A 16,048-nucleotide genomic window follows, 5' to 3' on the forward strand; every position below is an offset into this window, starting at 1 on the left:
GCGCCGGCCGAGCAACATGAAAATGAGAATGGATATCATTACATAAATCTATTGCGGGCTCAATCCGTCACGCTCCCGGGCGGCAGGTCGGATTAGCGGAGGAATGCAGTCGATGCACGCAGGTTGCGCGGAAATGCAGACAGATAGGCGACACATATCGCCAGAACGACCTTGCAAGGCCGAGACAGCATTTCGTAAGAAGTCGCGCGACGCGGGCCCTTTTCAGCGCAGCGGCGGCAGCGGAAAGCGCGGCGCGGCGTCGTCCGGCGCGGGCTCGGTGCGATCGAGCGCGTACAGCCACGCGAGCAGATCGGCGACGGCCTGGTAGAGCTGCGGCGGAATCCGGTCGTCGAGATCGACCTGCATCAGCAGCGACACCATCTCCGGCGCCGTATGCACGTACAGCCCCGCATCGCGTGCGCGCGCGACGATCATCTCGGCGAGCAGGCCGTACCCCTTCGCGACCACGCGTGGCGCCGTGTCGCCACCCTTCGGATCGTAGACGAGCGCGGCCGCGCGCTTGCGGGACGTCATGCTCATCGCGGCGCCTCGTCGTCGGCTACATGCGTCGGCGCGGCGCTGGCCGCCCCGCGCGCATACGCGGCGGCAGCCGCCTGGGCCGCGAACAGGTCGAAGCCGTCCGGCCCGTCGTCGACCGCGCGGATCGACAGTCCGCCGACCTTGAGCCCCGATCCCTCGAGCCGCTGCCGCAGCGCCGCCTCGTTTCGCGTGAGGCGATCGGCGCCCGTCTGGTTCGCGCGCAGCCGCGCGACGAGCTGTGTGCCGTTCAGCACGAGTTCCGCGTCGACCGTGCCTAGCGACGGCAGCGTCAGCGTCAGGCGCGTGCGCCAGGCGATGCCGTCGCCCGCGTCGTCGCCACCGTCGCGCTGCCCTCGGTTGCCCGGCTCGTCGGGCTCGATCGTCCAGTCGAGCCGCGCGCCCGGCCAGGCCTCGCCGGTCCAGCGAAACTGGTCGGTCGCGAGCGCATCGAGCTGCTGCCTGACGATCGGTACGGCGGCCGGATGGACGGTCGCGAGCGTCTGCGCCTGCGGATCGGACGACGCGGCAGCCAGGTCGGCTCGCGCGGGCGTCCAGCGCGTGTCGGCATGCGCGCCCAGCAGATCAGCGGTATCGGCCGGCAACGATGCGCCCTGCCGGGCAGCCGCCGGCATCGCCTGCGCGGGATCGCGGGCCGGCGCGCCGCCCTGGGCCGGTATGCCCGGCTGCGCGGCCGCCCGCGCGGTCGCCGGTAGCGGCGAACGCTGCGCCAGCAGTTCGTCGAGCAGGTCGGTCGCGCCGGGCGGCACGGCATCGCGGTCGGCCGGCGCGAGCGCGGCCGTCAGGCGCGCCTGCGGCTCGCGCATCAGCGCCGCGAACGGACGCTGGCCGGCCAGCCACTGCGCCAGATGGGATTCGTAGAAGAGGCCGCTCTCGCTCACGGCCTGCGCAAGCGCCGCACGCAGCGCGGCGACCGGCAACGGCGCGGCCGCTTCGCGTGCGGCCGCGGCGGACGATGCCGCTGCGGAGGCAGGCGGAGACGACGTAGCCGGGGCAGAGGCCGCCGACGACGGTGTAGCGGGAACGGGCGCCGGCACGGCCGGATCGGTCAGCAGCACGGTGGGATCGGCCAGCAGCGGCGTGCGCCCGGCAATCGCGGGCGTCGCATCGCCGCCCGCGCGCGAAATCGCGTCAAGCACGCGTCCGACATCGGACAGCGCCGTCTGCGTGGAGGCCGGCGGCGCGGCCGGCGGGCTGCCGGCCTGGGGCGAGGACGACGCGCCGGCGCCCGACGTGCCGACCTGCGCGGTCGCGCCGCCGCCGGCGGGCGCCGATACGGTGTCGGTCAGCAGGCTGTCGAGGCGGCTCGCCAGCAGCGCGGCCGCAACGGTGTCGATACCGGTCATGATCGGAGCCTGCTCACCTCAGCCACATCGTTGCGAATCCGGGCACGGCACGCCAGTGCCGCCCACGGGTACAGCGCGTCCGTCTCCCCGGAAACGGGCCCTACCCGCGCGCGCGGTAGAGATCGGTCAACACCTTGGTCGAGCGCCGCGCCTCGAACAGCGCGGACAGCCGCGCGACGTCCGGGCTCGCGAGATCGCGGATCGCCGCGTCGTCGGCCAGGATGCGGCGGATCAGGTCGAGCTTGCGGCCGAGATCCGATTCGTCGAGCGCGACGCCCGGATCGGCTTCCTTCAGCCCGTCGACAAGCTGCATGAATTCGGCCTGCAACCCCGGCAACGCGCTCCAGTCGGCGCCGCGGGCGGCGCACAGCATGCGCCCCGACACGGCGGCGAGCGCCTCGTAACGTGCGAAGTATTCGGCCTTGTGATTCATCGTGATGCTTCCGCTGCCTGTTGCGCGGCCATCCGCGCGACTTCCGGGGCGATGCCCGTCCATGCTTCCTCGAGCGTCGCGAGCAGCCCGTCGACCTCGACCAGCATCGCGTCGCTCGCCTGCGCGTTCGCGTCGAGCAGGCGCCGGCCGATATACGCGTACAGCGCGTACAGCCGCTCCGCGATCTCGCCGCCCGCGTCGCGGTTCAGCGAGGCCTGCAGGCCGCTCTCGACGATCCCGATCGCCTTGCCGATCGCTTCGCCGCGCGCGGGCACGTTACCTTGCTGCAAATGCATGCGCGCCAGCGCGATCGCTTGCCGCGCGCCCTGGTACAGCATCGCGATCAGCCGGTGCGGGGAGGCGCCCATCACCCCCGTCTCGACGCCGACACGCGCGTATGCACTGGCTCCAGCGTGTCCTGGGGAAAACATGCGCTTCTCCTTGTTCTGCCTTGGCTATACGGTCGCCGCCACCGTGCGTCGCACGGCGCGGCCTTCTCCGGAGTTATCGGAAGGGATTTGAAAAGCTTTAGGCGCACGCGGCGGCCGCCGGGCGCGGAAAGCCGGCTCGCCGGCCCCGCCCGGCCCGCCTGTCACACCGACATCTGCATGATGTCGTTGTAGGCGCTCACGAGCTTGTTGCGGACCTGGAGTCCGAACTGGAAGCCGATGTTGGCTTTCTGCATGTCGACCATCACGTCGTTCAGCGATACGTTCGGCGCGCCGACCTCGAACGCCTTCGCCTCGCCGAGCGCGTGCTGCTGGTCGCCGCTGATCTTGTCGAGCGACGCCTTCATCGCGCTCGCGAACGTGCTTGCCGTCGCCGCGCCCGAGCCGGCAAGCGCCGCCGTCGGGCTCGCGACGCCGCCGGACGCCTGCGCGGCCATCGACTGCATCTGTTGCAACACCGAACCGATTCCGCTGACGTTCGCAGTCATGCTGTCCCCAGACTTAGAGAAGACCCGGACGCACCGGGCGGATCCGCCGGCGCCGCACCACGCGCACCATGCCGGATCGCGAAAAAGGATAGCAGCGCGCCGCGCGTCAAAGCCGAGAAAGTACGGGGGAAACCCCGCTCTTTTCGGTCGATCGGAGTGCGGCGCAGATCACGATAATCGCATCGTGTCATTGTCCGCCCGCTCGTCCGAGCGAGCTCAGTGGTCCCGCTCCGGAGAAACTCGACGCATGGATTCGCAGGCCAACTCGCTGATCAACCCCGACGCCCGCGCGGGCCTCGCCAGCCCGGCGCCAGGCGCCGCCGCGGCCGCCGCGTTGCCGGGCGCGGGCGTCGCCGGCGCTGACTTCGGGCTGGGCGGCTTCGCGGAACGCATTCCCGGCATCTCGCGGATGAAGGGCAACCCGAAGCTGCCGTTCCTGATCGTCGTCGCGTTCGCGATCGCCGCGATCACCGCGCTCGTGCTGTGGAGCCGCGCGCCCGACTACCGCGTGCTGTACAGCAACCTGTCGGACCGCGACGGCGGCGCGATCATTACCGCGCTCCAGCAGGCAAACGTTCCCTACAAGTTCGCCGATGCCGGCGGCGCGATACTCGTGCCGTCGAACCAGGTGCACGAAACGCGCCTGAAGCTCGCCGCGATGGGGCTGCCGAAGGGTGGCTCGGTCGGCTTCGAGCTGATGGACAACCAGAAATTCGGCATCAGCCAGTTCGCCGAGCAGATCAATTACCAGCGCGCGCTCGAAGGCGAGCTGCAGCGCACCATCGAATCGATCAATGCCGTGCGCGGCGCGCGCGTGCACCTCGCGATCCCGAAGCCGTCGGTGTTCGTGCGCGACAAGGAAGCGCCGAGCGCGTCGGTGTTCGTCGACCTCTACCCGGGCCGCGTGCTCGACGAGGGCCAGGTCCAGGCAATCACGCGGATGGTGTCGTCCGGCGTGCCCGACATGCCCGCGAAGAACGTGACGATCGTCGACCAGGACGGCAACCTGCTGACCCAGACCGCGTCCGCCTCCGGCCTCGACGCAAGCCAGCTCAAGTACGTGCAGCAGGTCGAGCACAACACGCAGAAGCGCATCGACGCGATCCTCGCGCCGATCTTCGGCGCCGGCAACGCGCGTTCGCAGGTCAGCGCGGACCTCGATTTCTCGAAGATCGAGCAGACGTCGGAAAGCTACGGCCCGAACGGCAATCCGCAGCAATCCGCGATCCGCAGCCAGCAAACCAGCAGCGCGACCGAACTCGCGCAGGGCGGCGCGTCGGGCGTGCCGGGCGCGCTGTCGAACACGCCGCCGCAGCCGGCTTCCGCGCCGATCGTCACCGGCAACGGCCAGAACGGGCCGCAGACGACGCCCGTCAGCGACCGCAAGGACCAGACGACCAACTACGAAGTCGACAAGACGATCCGTCACCTTGAACAGCCGATGGGCAACGTGAAGCGGCTGTCGGTCGCGGTCGTCGTCAACTACCAGCCGGTCGCCGACGCGAAGGGCCACGTGACGATGCAGCCGCTGCCGCCCGCGAAGCTCGCGCAGGTCGAGCAGCTCGTGAAGGACGCGATGGGCTACGACGAGAAGCGCGGCGACTCGGTGAACGTCGTGAACAGCGCGTTCTCGACCGTCGCCGACCCGTACGCCGACCTGCCGTGGTGGCGCCAGCCCGACATGATCGCGATGGCGAAGGAAGCCGCGAAGTGGCTCGGCATCGCGGCGGCCGCGGCGGCGCTCTACTTCATGTTCGTGCGCCCGGCGATGCGCCGCGCGTTCCCGGCGCCCGAGTCGGCCGCGCCGGCGCTCGCCGCACCGGACGATCCGGTCGCGCTCGACGGCCTGCCCGCGCTGGCCAGGACGGAGGAGCCCGACCCGATGCTGCTCGGCTTCGAAACCGAGAAGAACCGCTACGAACGCAACCTCGACTACGCGCGCACGATCGCCCGCCAGGATCCGAAGATCGTCGCCACCGTCGTGAAGAACTGGGTGTCCGATGAACGCTGAAGGCTTGACCAAGAGCGCGCTGCTGCTGATGTCGATCGGCGAGGAAGAGGCCGCGCAGGTATTCAAGTTCCTCGCGCCGCGCGAGGTCCAGAAGATCGGCGCCGCGATGGCCGCGCTGAAGAACGTCACGCGCGAGCAGGTCGAGGACGTGCTGCAGGAGTTCGCGAAGGAAGCCGAGCAGCACACCGCGCTGTCGCTCGATTCGAGCGAGTACATCCGCTCGGTGCTGACGAAGGCGCTCGGCGAGGACAAGGCCGGCGTGCTGATCGACCGCATCCTGCAGGGCAGCGACACGAGCGGCATCGAGGGCCTGAAGTGGATGGACTCGGGCGCCGTGGCCGAACTGATCAAGAACGAGCATCCGCAGATCATCGCGACCATCCTCGTGCACCTCGACCGCGACCAGGCGTCGGAAATCGCATCGTGCTTCACCGAGCGGCTGCGTAACGACGTGATGCTGCGGATCGCGACGCTCGACGGCATCCAGCCGGCCGCGCTGCGCGAACTCGACGACGTGCTGACGGGCCTACTGTCCGGCAGCGACAACCTGAAACGCAGCCCGATGGGCGGCATCCGCACCGCGGCCGAGATCCTGAACTTCATGACGAGCGTGCATGAAGAAGGCGTGCTCGAAAGCGTGCGCCAGTACGACGCCGATCTCGCGCAGAAGATCGTCGACCAGATGTTCGTGTTCGAGAACCTGCTCGAGCTCGAGGATCGCGCGATCCAGATGGTGCTCAAGGAAGTGGAGTCGGAAACGCTGATCATCGCGCTGAAGGGTGCGCCGCCCGCGCTGCGTCAGAAGTTCCTCGCGAACATGTCGCAGCGCGCGGCCGAACTGCTCGCCGAGGATCTCGACGCGCGCGGCCCGGTGCGCGTGTCCGAAGTCGAAACGCAGCAGCGCCGCATCCTGCAGATCGTGCGCAATCTCGCCGAGAGCGGCCAGATCGTGATCGGCGGCAAGGCGGAAGACGCATATGTCTGATTCGGCGAGCGATCGCGTGGGCACCCTCACCGCGTACCAGCGGTGGGAGATGGCGTCGTTCGACCCGCCGCCGCCCCCGCCGCCGCCCGACGACGCGGCGGCCGCTGCCGCCGCGCTCGCCGAGGAACTGCAGCGCGTGCGCGACGCCGCGCACGCCGAGGGCCATGCGGCCGGCCACGTCGAAGGCCAGGCGCTCGGCTACCAGGCCGGTTTCGAGCAGGGCCGCGAACAGGGTTTCGAGGCCGGCCAGGCCGACGTGCGCGAGCAGGCTGCACAGCTCGCGGCGCTCGCCGCGTCGTTCCGCGAAGCCGTATCGGCCGTCGAACACGACCTCGCCTCCGACATCGCGCAACTCGCGCTCGACATCGCGCAGCAGGTCGTACGCCAGCACGTGAAGCATGACCCGGCCGCGCTGGTCGCGGCCGTGCGCGACGTGCTCGCGGCCGAGCCCGCGCTGTCCGGCGCGCCGCATCTGGCGGTGAATCCGGCCGACCTGCCCGTCGTCGAAGCCTATCTGCAGGACGATCTCGATACGCTCGGCTGGAACGTGCGCACCGACGCGTCGATCGAGCGCGGCGGCTGCCGCGCGCACGCCGCGACCGGCGAGGTCGACGCGACGCTGTCCACGCGCTGGCAGCGCGTCGCCGCCGCGATCGGCAAGGTGAGCACGTGGTAACGCGGCCGCCCGAGGCGCTCGCTCACGACGGCATGACGCCGCTCGAACGCGAGCTCGCGCTCGCGTCGTTCGGCCCGGCTGCCGCGCACGACCCCGCACACGACGCGACGCCGCACACGGCCGCCGACACCGCCGGCGCCGCGCCGCGCGCGCCGCACAATCCCCATCTCGCGCACTGGCGCACGCACCTGAACGGGCTCGCCGCGCGCAGCCACCGCGCGCTGCCGCTACGGCCGTGCGGGCGCCTCACGCGCGCGGCCGGCCTCGTGCTCGAAGCGATCGGGCTGCGCCTGTCGGTCGGCGCCGAATGCACGATCGAACTGCCGCCCGGCAGCACGCTGCCGCACGCGGAAGCCGAAGTCGTCGGCTTCGCCGGCGACCGCCTGTTCCTGATGCCGACCACCGATGTCGCGGGCGTCCTGCCCGGCGCGCGCGTGTGGCCGCTCGAAAGCGCGCCCGTCGCCGATCCGCTCGCGGGCGCGAAGCGGCTGCCGGTCGGCTGGGAAATGCTCGGGCGCGTCGTCGACGCGTCGGGCCGCCCGCTCGATGGCCTCGGCCCGCTCGCGGCAAAAATCGATGCGCCGCTCTCGGCGCCGTCGATCAACCCGCTCGAGCGCGAACCGATCCACCACGTGCTCGATGTCGGCGTGCGTGCGATCAACGCGCTGCTCACCGTCGGCCGCGGCCAGCGCATGGGCCTGTTCGCCGGCTCCGGCGTCGGCAAGTCGGTGCTGCTCGGCACGATGGCCCGCTACACGAGCGCGGAAGTGATCGTGATCGGGCTGATCGGCGAACGCGGCCGCGAAGTGAAGGAATTCATCGAACAGATCCTTGGCGAGGACGGGCTCGCGCGTTCGGTCGTCGTCGCCGCGCCGGCCGACGTGTCGCCGTTGCTGCGGATGCAGGGCGCCGCCTACGCGACGTCGCTCGCCGAGTATTTCCGCGACCAGGGCAAGCATGTGCTGCTGCTGATGGATTCGCTGACGCGCTACGCGATGGCGCAGCGCGAGATCGCACTGGCGATCGGCGAGCCGCCCGCGACCAAGGGCTATCCGCCGTCGGTGTTCGCGAAGCTGCCCGCGCTCGTCGAGCGCACCGGCAACGGGCCGGAAGGCGGCGGCTCGATCACCGCGTTCTACACGGTGCTGACCGAAGGCGACGACCAGCAGGACCCGATCGCCGATTCGGCGCGCGCGATCCTCGACGGCCATATCGTGCTGTCGCGCGCACTCGCCGAGGCCGGCCACTACCCCGCGATCGACATCGAGGCATCGATCAGCCGCGCGATGACGGCGCTGATCGACGAAGGCCATCTCGACCACGTGCGGCAGTTCAAGCAGATGCTGTCGCGCTACCAGCGCAATCGCGACCTGATCGCGGTCGGCGCGTACGCACCCGGCCGCGACGCGCAGCTCGACCGCGCGATCGCGCTCTACCCGCGCATCGAGGCATTCCTGCAGCAGGGCTTTCGCGAATGCGCGCCGTTCGCATCGAGCCTCGCCGGGCTCGATGCGCTGTTCGACGCTTACGGAGGCTGATCCCGATGGCTCACAGCTTTCCCCTTCAACTGCTGCTCGACCGCGCGCAGGACGACCTCGACTCGGCCGCCAGGCAGCTCGGCACCGCGCAGCGCGACCGCACCTCGGCCGCCGAGCAGCTCGACGCGTTGCTGCGCTACCGCGACGAATATCACGCGCGCTTCGCGCAGTCCGCGCAACACGGGATGCCTGCCGGCAACTGGCGCAATTTCCAGGCGTTCATCGACACGCTCGACGCAGCGATCGCGCAGCAGCGCAACGTGCTGGCCGCCGCCGAAGTCCGCATCGACGAAGCGCGCCCGAACTGGCAGCAAAAGAAACGCACCGTCGGCTCGTATGAAATCCTGCAGGCACGCGGCGTCGCGCAGGAAGCGACGCGCGAGGCCCGGCGCGAACAGCGCGACGCCGACGAACACGCCGCGAAGATCCTGCGCATGCGGGCCGACGCGGCCCGCTCGTCGTAACCGACCACCGCATTCGAACGAGAGAACCGTCATGCCTCCCCTGCCCCTGCTCGGCGCGCTGCTCGACACCGCCGGCGCCGCACTCAAGGCCGCCCGCGGCTCGGGTTCGTCCGCCGCCGGCAACGACGCGTCGGCGAGCGCGACCGCCGTGCCGTTCGCGCAGACGCTGAAGCAAAGCGTCGTCACGCGTCGCGACACATCGAATACCGCCACGCCCGATGCATCGACGAAGCAGGCTGCGTCGAAGCCGTCCGCCGGCACGAAGCCGTCCGGCACGGACGACGACACGTCGACCGACGACGCGAACGCGACGACCAATCCTGACGCCGCCGCGCTCGCGGCCGCCGCGGCCCTGCAGGCACAGCTGCAGGCGCGCACGGACAATGCGGCGCCGGCCGATGCGGCCACCGCCGCTGCCGCCGCTGCCGCCGCCGCCAACGCGGCGCAAAAGACGGCCGTGTCCGGCCAGCCCGACGCCACGGCGACGCTGGCCGATCATGCCGCCAAGGCGCTCGAACCGACGTCGAGCCGCGACGCGCTGCAAGCCGCGCTCGCCAAGCTGACGGGTGGCGCGGGCGCGATCGCGATGCCGGCGACCGGCGCGTCCGCCGCCGCGACGGCTTCCGCACCGGCAGCGAGCACTTCGACCACCGCCGCACCGCTGACGCCGAAGGTGCCGACATTCGACCGGTCGCTCGCCGACGCGAAAGGCGCGCTCGCCACCCAGCAGACGCCGACCCAGGCCACGCCGCAGGCGCTGCAGGCCGATGCGAACGCGCAGTCCGGCGCTCAGCACGCACTCGCGGCCGCCAGCGACGCGACCGATCCGGCCGCCAGCGCGACGCTCGCGGCCGGCGCAACGGCCGCGGCCGCCGCGCAGGCCAACCTGCAGCTGTCTCCGGCCGCCAGTGCGATCGCCGCGGCCAACGCGCACGCGCTCGCACCGCACGTCGGCACCGCCGACTGGACGGACGCACTGAGCCAGAAGGTCGTGTTCCTGTCGAATGCGCACCAGCAGAGCGCCGAGCTGACGCTCAACCCGCCCGATCTCGGGCCGCTGCAGGTCGTGCTGCGCGTCGCGGACAACCATGCGCACGCGCTGTTCGTGTCGCAGCACGCGCAGGTGCGCGAGGCCGTCGAAGCCGCGTTGCCGAAGCTGCGCGAGGCGATGGAAGCCGGCGGGCTCGGGCTCGGCAGCACGACCGTCAGCGACGGCGGCTTCGCCTCCCAGCAGCAGAACCCGCAACAGACCTTCGCTGGCGGCCAGTCGTCGCGGCGCGGGAACGGCGGATCGTCAGCCGTCGATGCACCGGCCGACGTTGCGCAATCCGCACCGGCCGCCGCAAGCGTGAGCCGCGCCGGCCTCGTCGATACGTTTGCCTGAGCATGGCCGCTGCCGTGCGCGCGCCGCGTTCAGCGGCCGTGCACCGCGGCAGCCGCCTCGCCACGCGGCACGCCACCCTTGCGCGCCGCGACGATGAAGTCCGCGGCGCGTTCGCCGATCATCACCGACGGCGCATTCGTGTTCCCGCCGACCAGCGTCGGCATCACCGACGCATCGACCACACGCAGCCCTTCGACGCCGCGCACGCGCAGTTGCGGATCGACGACCGCGCGCGCATCCGAACCCATCCGGCAGGTACCGACCGGGTGATAGATCGTGTCGGCATGCTCGACGATCGTCTTGCGCAGCTCGGCTTCGCTCTGGTCTGCCCGCGTGTACAGCTCGCGCCCGCCCTGCGACGCAAGCGGCGCCTGCGACAGGATCCGGCGCATCGCCTGCGTGCCGCGCACGAGCAGGTCGAGATCGCGTGAATCGCTGAAAAAGCGCGGATCGATCAGCGGCGCGTCGCGCGCATCGCCGGTCGCGAGCGCGACCGTGCCGCGGCTGAACGGCCGCAGCGCGCACACGTGCAGCGAATAGCCGAACCCCCAGTGCATCTTGCGGTTGTGGTCGTCGACGAGCGCCGTGCAGAAATGCAGTTGCAGGTCGGGACGTTCGAGCGACGGATCGCTCTTGATGAAGCCGCCGGCCTCCGCGACGTTGCTCGTCATCATCCCCGTGCGGCTCGAGAAATAGCGCGCGAGCGCGGGCGTCATCTTCGCGATTCCGCGCAGACACACGCCGACCAGCTCCGACGAATTCACGCGCGTGTTGATGATGAAGTCGATATGGTCGATCAGGTTCGCGCCGACGTCCGGCGCATCCTGCACGACCGCGATCCCGTGCCGGCGCAGTTGCTCGGCCGGGCCGATCCCCGAGCACATCAGCAGTTGCGGCGAATTGAACGCGCCGGCCGACAGGATCACTTCCGCGCGCGCGCCGAGCGTCTCGACGCGGCCGTTGCGCGATACCGCGACGCCGACCGCGCGCTTGCCGTCGAAGCCGACGCGCAGCACCGTCGCATCGGTAATCACGTGCAGGTTCGGCCGGTTGCGTCCGTAGATATACGCACGCGCCACACTGCAGCGCGAGCCGTCGCGGTGCGTGACCTGATAGAAGCCGACGCCTTCCTGCGTCGCGCCGTTGAAGTCGTCGTTCAGCGGATAGCCGGCCGCGTGCGCGGCCTGGATGAATCGTTCGGAGAACGGATTGCGAAAGCGCAGATCCGACACCGACAGCGGGCCGTCCGCGCCGTGCCACGCATCCGCGCCGCGTTCGTTGCCTTCCGCGCGGCGGAAATACGGCAGCACGTCCTGCCAGCCCCAGCCCGTCGCGCCGAGCTGCGCCCACTCGTCGTAGTCGCCCGGATGGCCGCGCGTGTAGATCATCGCGTTGATCGCGCTCGACCCGCCCATCCCGCGCCCGCGCGGCTGGTAGCCGCGCCGCCCGCCAAGGCCCGGCTGCGGCACCGTCTCGTAGCCGTAATTCGTGCCGAGCTTGAACGGCACCAGCGCCGCGATGCCGACCGGCATGTTGACGAGCAGGTTGCGCTCCGTATGCGAGCCGGCCTCGATCAGCGCGATCGTCGCATCGGGGCAGGCATCGGCGAGACGGCCTGCCAGGCTCGACCCGCCCGAACCGCCGCCGACGATGATGTAGTCGTATTGCATGTCACGTCTCCGTCGTGTCATGGAAGGCGCCCGGCACCGCCGCGCGACCGCGTCCCCTCTATAGGGTCTGTTTGCATATGGAACGCACATGCGAATGCCCGAAATCGCTCGTAGGGCAAGAAGTGAGGAGCGCCGTTTGGCCGAGCCAAACAAGCGACGAGCGACGCCGCCATACGGGCGATTTCGGGCATTCCCGTGACATGAACTCTTCAATTTGGGGTTGCCCCGAGAAGGGCCGCTCGCCACGTTGCGCTCCTTGCGAATACGTCAGTATTCGCGGCGTCGCGCGCCTCGCGAGCGGCCCTTCTCGGGGCAACGCATGTGCGTTCCATATGCAAACAGACCCTAGCGTCCGGGCATTGTAGGAACGGCCGTCATGCGTGCGGCGCGCGGATTCAAGAGCGATTCCTCTAAACGCCCGCGTGAACTAAATTTAAGATGTATTGATTCGCTTCGCGCAATACGTCGGCCACGAGAAGTCGATTCGTCGCGAAACGGGGGGACGACAATGCAGCGCCAGGTTCTGCAGGCCGTGTGCCGACCGGGTTCTCCGGATGCAACGCGCGCAGCCCGCATTTCATTTCAAACGGCTGTGCTCGCGGCGATGCTCGGCATCATGCGCGCAGTCGATCGAAATCGAACGGCGCGCTTCGTCGCCGACCGTTTGGATGGTTTGTCGCCGCGGCGGCGCGATGCGCTGCGGCACGATTTGATGGACCCGTCGCGCTGCCCTGCTTCGGTGCAACAGCGGGCAGTCGCGCCGCAGCGTCGCGCGCCCGGCAACAGTCGCATCGCGTTGCATGTCCATGCGCCGCGACACGGTTTCCAGATACGCACACCGTCGCGTGGATGCGACGCCTGCCGCACGCTGCAACCGGTTTTCGAGCACACGTCGCATCCGGCCCCGCGCCGCGCGACCCGCATCACCCGATCCGCGTCGCCGCGCTCGCCGAGCGTGCGCGTGCGGCGTGACGGCCGGCCGACCAGCCAGGCCCAACTGGAGGAGACGACATGAAGAACGACCTGCCCGAACTGGCCCCGCAAGCACTGCCGTCGGTCGACGCGCTGACGGCGCTGCTGCGCGACCAGCGCGCGGCGTACCTGCGCGCGCCGTATCCCGCATGGGAAACGCGCGTGCAGCACCTGCGCGCGCTGCGCACGATGCTGATCGACCACGCGGATGAACTGGCCGAAGCGATCAGCGCCGATTTCGGCCATCGCGCGAAGCAGGAAGTGCTGCTGTCGGAAATCTGGATGGCGAAGGAAGAGATCGACGACGCGCTGAAGCACGGCAAGCGCTGGATGAAGCCGATCCGCAAGCCGATGAACAAGTGGCTGCGCCCGGCGCGCGCGAAGGTGATTCCGCAGCCGCTCGGCGTGGTCGGCATCGTCGTGCCGTGGAACTATCCGGTGCTGCTCGCGGCCGGCCCGCTGATCTGCGCGCTCGCGGCCGGCAACCGCGCGATCATCAAGATGTCCGAACTGACGCCGCGCACGTCGGCCCTGTTCGAGCAGCTCATCGGCAAGACCTTCACGCGCGATCACGTCGCGGTCGTGAACGGCGATGCGGAGGTCGGCGCCGCGTTCAGCGGGCTGCCGTTCGATCACCTGCTGTTCACCGGTTCGACGCATGTCGGCCGCCACGTGATGCGCGCGGCCGCCGACAACCTCACGCCCGTCACGCTCGAACTCGGTGGCAAGTCGCCGGCGATCGTCGGCCCGAACGCACGCTTCGATGCGGCCGTCGATGCGATCGTCGCCGGCAAGACGCTGAACGCGGGCCAAACCTGCATCGCGCCCGACTACGTGCTGTTGCCGCGCGGAATGGAAGCCGCGTTCATCGAGCGCGCGCGGGCACGCTTCGCGAAGATGTATCCGGACCTGTCGACGAACGGCGACTACACGACGATCGTGTCGCCGCGTCACTACGCGCGCCTGCAGCAACTCGCGAGCGACGCGCAGGCGGGCGGCGCGCAACTGCATCCGCTATCCGACGCCCAATCCGATCCCGCGTCGCGCCGCTTCGTGCCGTGCGCGGTCACGCAGGTGCCGGCCGCGTCGCAACTGATGCAGGAAGAAATCTTCGGGCCGCTGCTGCCGCTCGTGCCTTACGAGCGGCTCGACGAGGCGATCGCGTACGTGAATGCACGCCCGCGTCCGCTCGCGCTCTACCTGTTCGACGAGGATGGCGGCACGATCGATCGCGTGATGCGCGAAACGATCTCGGGCGGCGTGACGATCAACGAGGCGCTGATGCACATCGCATGCGGCAGCCTGCCGTTCGGCGGCGTCGGTGCGAGCGGCATGGGCGCGTATCACGGCTACGACGGCTTCGTGACGTTCTCGAAGATGAAGCCCGTGCTCACGCAGGCGCGGCTGAACACGCGCGGCCTGATCGCGCCGCCGTACGGCAAGCGCTTCGCCGCGGTGATCAAGCTGATGATGAAGTTCTAAGGCAGTCGCACCGGATAGGCCGCGCGCATCGCGCCGCGGCCCGCGCCAGTCTGCCGCGCGGCGTGGATGCCGCGCGTGCCGTCACACGGGCCAGAGCGGCCCTTCCTGCATCGCGCCGATCTGCTCGCGCAACTCGAGCACGCGCGCTTCCCAGTAACGATGCGTGTTGAACCACGGGAAGGCGGCCGGAAACGCGGGATCGTCCCAGCGCCGCGCGAGCCATGCCGCATAGTGAATCAGCCGCAGCGTGCGCAGCGCTTCGACCAGATGCAGCTCGCGCGGCTCGAATTCGCAGAAATCCTCGTAACCGGCGAGCAGGTCGGCCAGCGCGCGCGACGCGCCTTCGCGATCGCCCGGCAGCAGCAGCCACAGATCCTGGACCGCCGGCGCCATCCGGCTGTCGTCGAAGTCGACGAAATGCGGGCCCGCATCGGTCCACAGCACGTTGCTCGGATGGCAGTCGCCGTGCGTGCGCAGCAGGCGGATGTCGCCCGCGCGCTCGAACGCGGCCTCGACGCCTTCGAGTGCGAGCCTGACGGCCGTCTCATAGGCCGGTCGTACGTCATCCGGAATAAAATCGTGCGCGAGCAGGTAGTCGCGCGGCTCATAGCCGAACGTATTGATGTCGAGCACGGGGCGCGCGGCATACGGCTCGGTCGCGCCTACCGCGTGAATCCGGCCGATGAAGCGGCCGAGCCATTCGAGCGTGTCGCTGCGGTCGAGATCGGGTGCGCGACCGCCGCGCCGCTCGAAGACCGAGAAGCGGAAACCGTCGAACGCGTGCAGCGTGCGGCCGTCGAATGCGCGCGCGGGCACCGCCGGAATCTCGCGCGCAGCGAGTTCGGCGACGAACGCATGCTCTTCGAGAATCGCGTCGTCCGACCAGCGCGCCGGGCGATAGAACTTCGCGACGACCGGCGGGCCGTCTTCGATGCCGACCTGGTAGACGCGGTTTTCGTAGCTGTTGAGCGCGAGCAGGCGCCCGTCGGTGCGCAGGCCGGCCGGCATCAGCACGCTGTCGAGCGCGTCGAGCACGCACTCGGGCGTGAGGCCGGCGAACGGCGGGCCGGCGGGAGAAGCGGGAGCGGAAGTAGCGTCAGTCATGCCCCGCATTGTGCCGCCAGCCGGGCCGAAAGACGAGCGCCCGATACGGCGTATGCGCTCAGTGGAGCGCCGCGCCGGCCGGCAGCACGGATTCGCCGGTGTCGATCAGGTCCTCGAGAAAGAACGGCTCGGTGTTGAGTTCCTTCGACTCGCCCGGTACGCCCGCGTACCAGGTCACCATGGCCATGTCGCCCAGAACGCGCTGGACGATGCCGCGCGCGCCCTTCGGCACCGCGATATGGGTAGTGCAGACAATCGACCCGACATGCATGATGGTTCCCCACTCTTGAATCTTGAAACCCGGCTCGGTGGCGAGCCGGCAAATGCACGATTCGCGCGCTCTCGTCGGAGCGTTGCGCGTAATCCCATTGTTCACGGTTTATCGAAGCGCGAAAAGAAGAAGAAGCAGGCGAAGTGCCGCGAATTCGTCGAATGTCTCCAATCAACCACTGCGCCGGACAGACGCTTGCCCGCCCGGTTACCCCCAT

At 69.7% G+C, this 16,048-nt stretch carries 16 protein-coding genes; 8 read left to right on the forward strand and 8 right to left on the reverse strand.

Going from position 1 to position 16,048, the window contains the following annotated elements:
• Window positions 1-222: 222 nt before the first annotated feature.
• The 5 genes from KEC55_RS15970 to fliE form a co-directional block, all read right to left on the reverse strand.
• Window positions 223-540, reverse strand: coding sequence for an EscU/YscU/HrcU family type III secretion system export apparatus switch protein (locus tag KEC55_RS15970; protein WP_175905225.1), 318 nt, complete (start codon window positions 538-540; stop codon window positions 223-225).
• The gene (locus tag KEC55_RS15975) at window positions 537-1,904 is read right to left on the reverse strand and encodes a flagellar hook-length control protein FliK (RefSeq protein WP_282506173.1); all 1,368 of its coding nucleotides are present in this window, start codon (window positions 1,902-1,904) and stop codon (window positions 537-539) included. Before KEC55_RS15975 ends, KEC55_RS15970 begins: the two co-directional genes overlap by 4 nt.
• Before the next feature lie 100 nt (window positions 1,905-2,004).
• Window positions 2,005-2,337 (reverse strand): flagellar protein FliT, encoded by a 333-nt coding sequence (locus KEC55_RS15980; protein WP_176050772.1) that lies wholly within the window; start codon window positions 2,335-2,337, stop codon window positions 2,005-2,007.
• Entirely contained in the window at window positions 2,334-2,768 is a 435-nt protein-coding gene (gene fliS / locus KEC55_RS15985) for a flagellar export chaperone FliS (protein ID WP_176050773.1), read from the reverse strand. The genes KEC55_RS15980 and fliS overlap by 4 nt, the downstream gene beginning before the upstream one ends.
• A gap of 161 nt (window positions 2,769-2,929) precedes the next feature.
• Entirely contained in the window at window positions 2,930-3,274 is a 345-nt protein-coding gene (gene fliE, locus KEC55_RS15990) for a flagellar hook-basal body complex protein FliE (RefSeq protein WP_034190274.1), read from the reverse strand.
• 247 nt (window positions 3,275-3,521) lie between these two features.
• Here fliE and fliF point away from each other — a divergent pair, with 247 nt between their 5' ends.
• From fliF to KEC55_RS16020, 6 genes are read left to right on the forward strand one after another with little or no spacing between them, the layout of a single operon-like run.
• The gene (gene fliF, locus KEC55_RS15995) at window positions 3,522-5,285 is read left to right on the forward strand and encodes a flagellar basal-body MS-ring/collar protein FliF (protein WP_282506174.1); all 1,764 of its coding nucleotides are present in this window, start codon (window positions 3,522-3,524) and stop codon (window positions 5,283-5,285) included.
• Window positions 5,275-6,270 carry a flagellar motor switch protein FliG gene (gene fliG / locus KEC55_RS16000; RefSeq protein WP_176050775.1) on the forward strand — a complete coding sequence of 332 codons (996 nt, stop codon included), beginning with the start codon at window positions 5,275-5,277 and terminating at the stop codon, window positions 6,268-6,270. Before fliF ends, fliG begins: the two co-directional genes overlap by 11 nt.
• Window positions 6,263-6,946 carry a flagellar assembly protein FliH gene (fliH, locus tag KEC55_RS16005; protein ID WP_282506175.1) on the forward strand — a complete coding sequence of 228 codons (684 nt, stop codon included), beginning with the start codon at window positions 6,263-6,265 and terminating at the stop codon, window positions 6,944-6,946. The genes fliG and fliH overlap by 8 nt, the downstream gene beginning before the upstream one ends.
• Window positions 6,947-6,978: 32 nt before the next feature.
• Window positions 6,979-8,484, forward strand: coding sequence for a flagellar protein export ATPase FliI (fliI, locus tag KEC55_RS16010; RefSeq protein WP_432626296.1), 1,506 nt, complete (start codon window positions 6,979-6,981; stop codon window positions 8,482-8,484).
• A 5-nt stretch (window positions 8,485-8,489) separates the two neighbouring features.
• Window positions 8,490-8,948, forward strand: a complete 459-nt coding sequence (gene fliJ, locus KEC55_RS16015) for a flagellar export protein FliJ (protein ID WP_282506177.1) — start codon at window positions 8,490-8,492, stop codon at window positions 8,946-8,948.
• A gap of 31 nt (window positions 8,949-8,979) precedes the next feature.
• Window positions 8,980-10,332, forward strand: coding sequence for a flagellar hook-length control protein FliK (locus KEC55_RS16020; protein WP_282506178.1), 1,353 nt, complete (start codon window positions 8,980-8,982; stop codon window positions 10,330-10,332).
• 29 nt (window positions 10,333-10,361) lie between these two features.
• On the opposite strand, the gene KEC55_RS16025 is transcribed toward KEC55_RS16020, so the two are convergent.
• Entirely contained in the window at window positions 10,362-12,002 is a 1,641-nt protein-coding gene (locus KEC55_RS16025) for a GMC family oxidoreductase (RefSeq protein ID WP_282506179.1), read from the reverse strand.
• A 508-nt stretch (window positions 12,003-12,510) separates the two neighbouring features.
• Here KEC55_RS16025 and KEC55_RS16030 point away from each other — a divergent pair.
• Window positions 12,511-13,017: a hypothetical protein gene (locus KEC55_RS16030; RefSeq protein WP_282506180.1), complete on the forward strand. Its 507-nt coding sequence runs from the start codon at window positions 12,511-12,513 to the stop codon at window positions 13,015-13,017.
• Complete coding sequence (locus tag KEC55_RS16035; RefSeq protein WP_282506182.1) at window positions 13,014-14,456, forward strand: coniferyl aldehyde dehydrogenase; 1,443 nt, start codon at window positions 13,014-13,016, stop codon at window positions 14,454-14,456. Before KEC55_RS16030 ends, KEC55_RS16035 begins: the two co-directional genes overlap by 4 nt.
• 81 nt (window positions 14,457-14,537) lie before the next feature.
• Here KEC55_RS16035 and KEC55_RS16040 read toward each other — a convergent pair whose 3' ends face one another.
• Complete coding sequence (locus KEC55_RS16040; protein WP_282506183.1) at window positions 14,538-15,560, reverse strand: serine/threonine protein kinase; 1,023 nt, start codon at window positions 15,558-15,560, stop codon at window positions 14,538-14,540.
• Window positions 15,561-15,618: 58 nt separating this feature from the next.
• Window positions 15,619-15,831, reverse strand: a complete 213-nt coding sequence (locus KEC55_RS16045) for a hypothetical protein (protein WP_011353523.1) — start codon at window positions 15,829-15,831, stop codon at window positions 15,619-15,621.
• Window positions 15,832-16,048: the final 217 nt, after the last annotated feature.

Origin of the sequence: Burkholderia cepacia, assembly GCF_029962485.1 — a bacterium.
Taxonomy (GTDB): domain Bacteria; phylum Pseudomonadota; class Gammaproteobacteria; order Burkholderiales; family Burkholderiaceae; genus Burkholderia.

Excerpts from the sequence above, each read along its gene's own strand:
- KEC55_RS15970 (WP_175905225.1), bottom strand. The coding sequence starts at position 540 with ATGAGCATGACGTCCCGCAAGCGCGCGGCCGCGCTCGTCTACGATCCG.
- KEC55_RS15975 (WP_282506173.1), bottom strand. The coding sequence starts at position 1,904 with ATGACCGGTATCGACACCGTTGCGGCCGCGCTGCTGGCGAGCCGCCTC.
- KEC55_RS15980 (WP_176050772.1), bottom strand. The coding sequence starts at position 2,337 with ATGAATCACAAGGCCGAATACTTCGCACGTTACGAGGCGCTCGCCGCC.
- fliS (WP_176050773.1), bottom strand. The coding sequence starts at position 2,768 with ATGTTTTCCCCAGGACACGCTGGAGCCAGTGCATACGCGCGTGTCGGC.
- fliE (WP_034190274.1), bottom strand. The coding sequence starts at position 3,274 with ATGACTGCGAACGTCAGCGGAATCGGTTCGGTGTTGCAACAGATGCAG.
- fliF (WP_282506174.1), top strand. The coding sequence starts at position 3,522 with ATGGATTCGCAGGCCAACTCGCTGATCAACCCCGACGCCCGCGCGGGC.
- fliG (WP_176050775.1), top strand. The coding sequence starts at position 5,275 with ATGAACGCTGAAGGCTTGACCAAGAGCGCGCTGCTGCTGATGTCGATC.
- fliH (WP_282506175.1), top strand. The coding sequence starts at position 6,263 with ATGTCTGATTCGGCGAGCGATCGCGTGGGCACCCTCACCGCGTACCAG.
- fliI (WP_432626296.1), top strand. The coding sequence starts at position 6,979 with ATGACGCCGCTCGAACGCGAGCTCGCGCTCGCGTCGTTCGGCCCGGCT.
- fliJ (WP_282506177.1), top strand. The coding sequence starts at position 8,490 with ATGGCTCACAGCTTTCCCCTTCAACTGCTGCTCGACCGCGCGCAGGAC.
- KEC55_RS16020 (WP_282506178.1), top strand. The coding sequence starts at position 8,980 with ATGCCTCCCCTGCCCCTGCTCGGCGCGCTGCTCGACACCGCCGGCGCC.
- KEC55_RS16025 (WP_282506179.1), bottom strand. The coding sequence starts at position 12,002 with ATGCAATACGACTACATCATCGTCGGCGGCGGTTCGGGCGGGTCGAGC.
- KEC55_RS16030 (WP_282506180.1), top strand. The coding sequence starts at position 12,511 with ATGCAGCGCCAGGTTCTGCAGGCCGTGTGCCGACCGGGTTCTCCGGAT.
- KEC55_RS16035 (WP_282506182.1), top strand. The coding sequence starts at position 13,014 with ATGAAGAACGACCTGCCCGAACTGGCCCCGCAAGCACTGCCGTCGGTC.
- KEC55_RS16040 (WP_282506183.1), bottom strand. The coding sequence starts at position 15,560 with ATGACTGACGCTACTTCCGCTCCCGCTTCTCCCGCCGGCCCGCCGTTC.
- KEC55_RS16045 (WP_011353523.1), bottom strand. The coding sequence starts at position 15,831 with ATGCATGTCGGGTCGATTGTCTGCACTACCCATATCGCGGTGCCGAAG.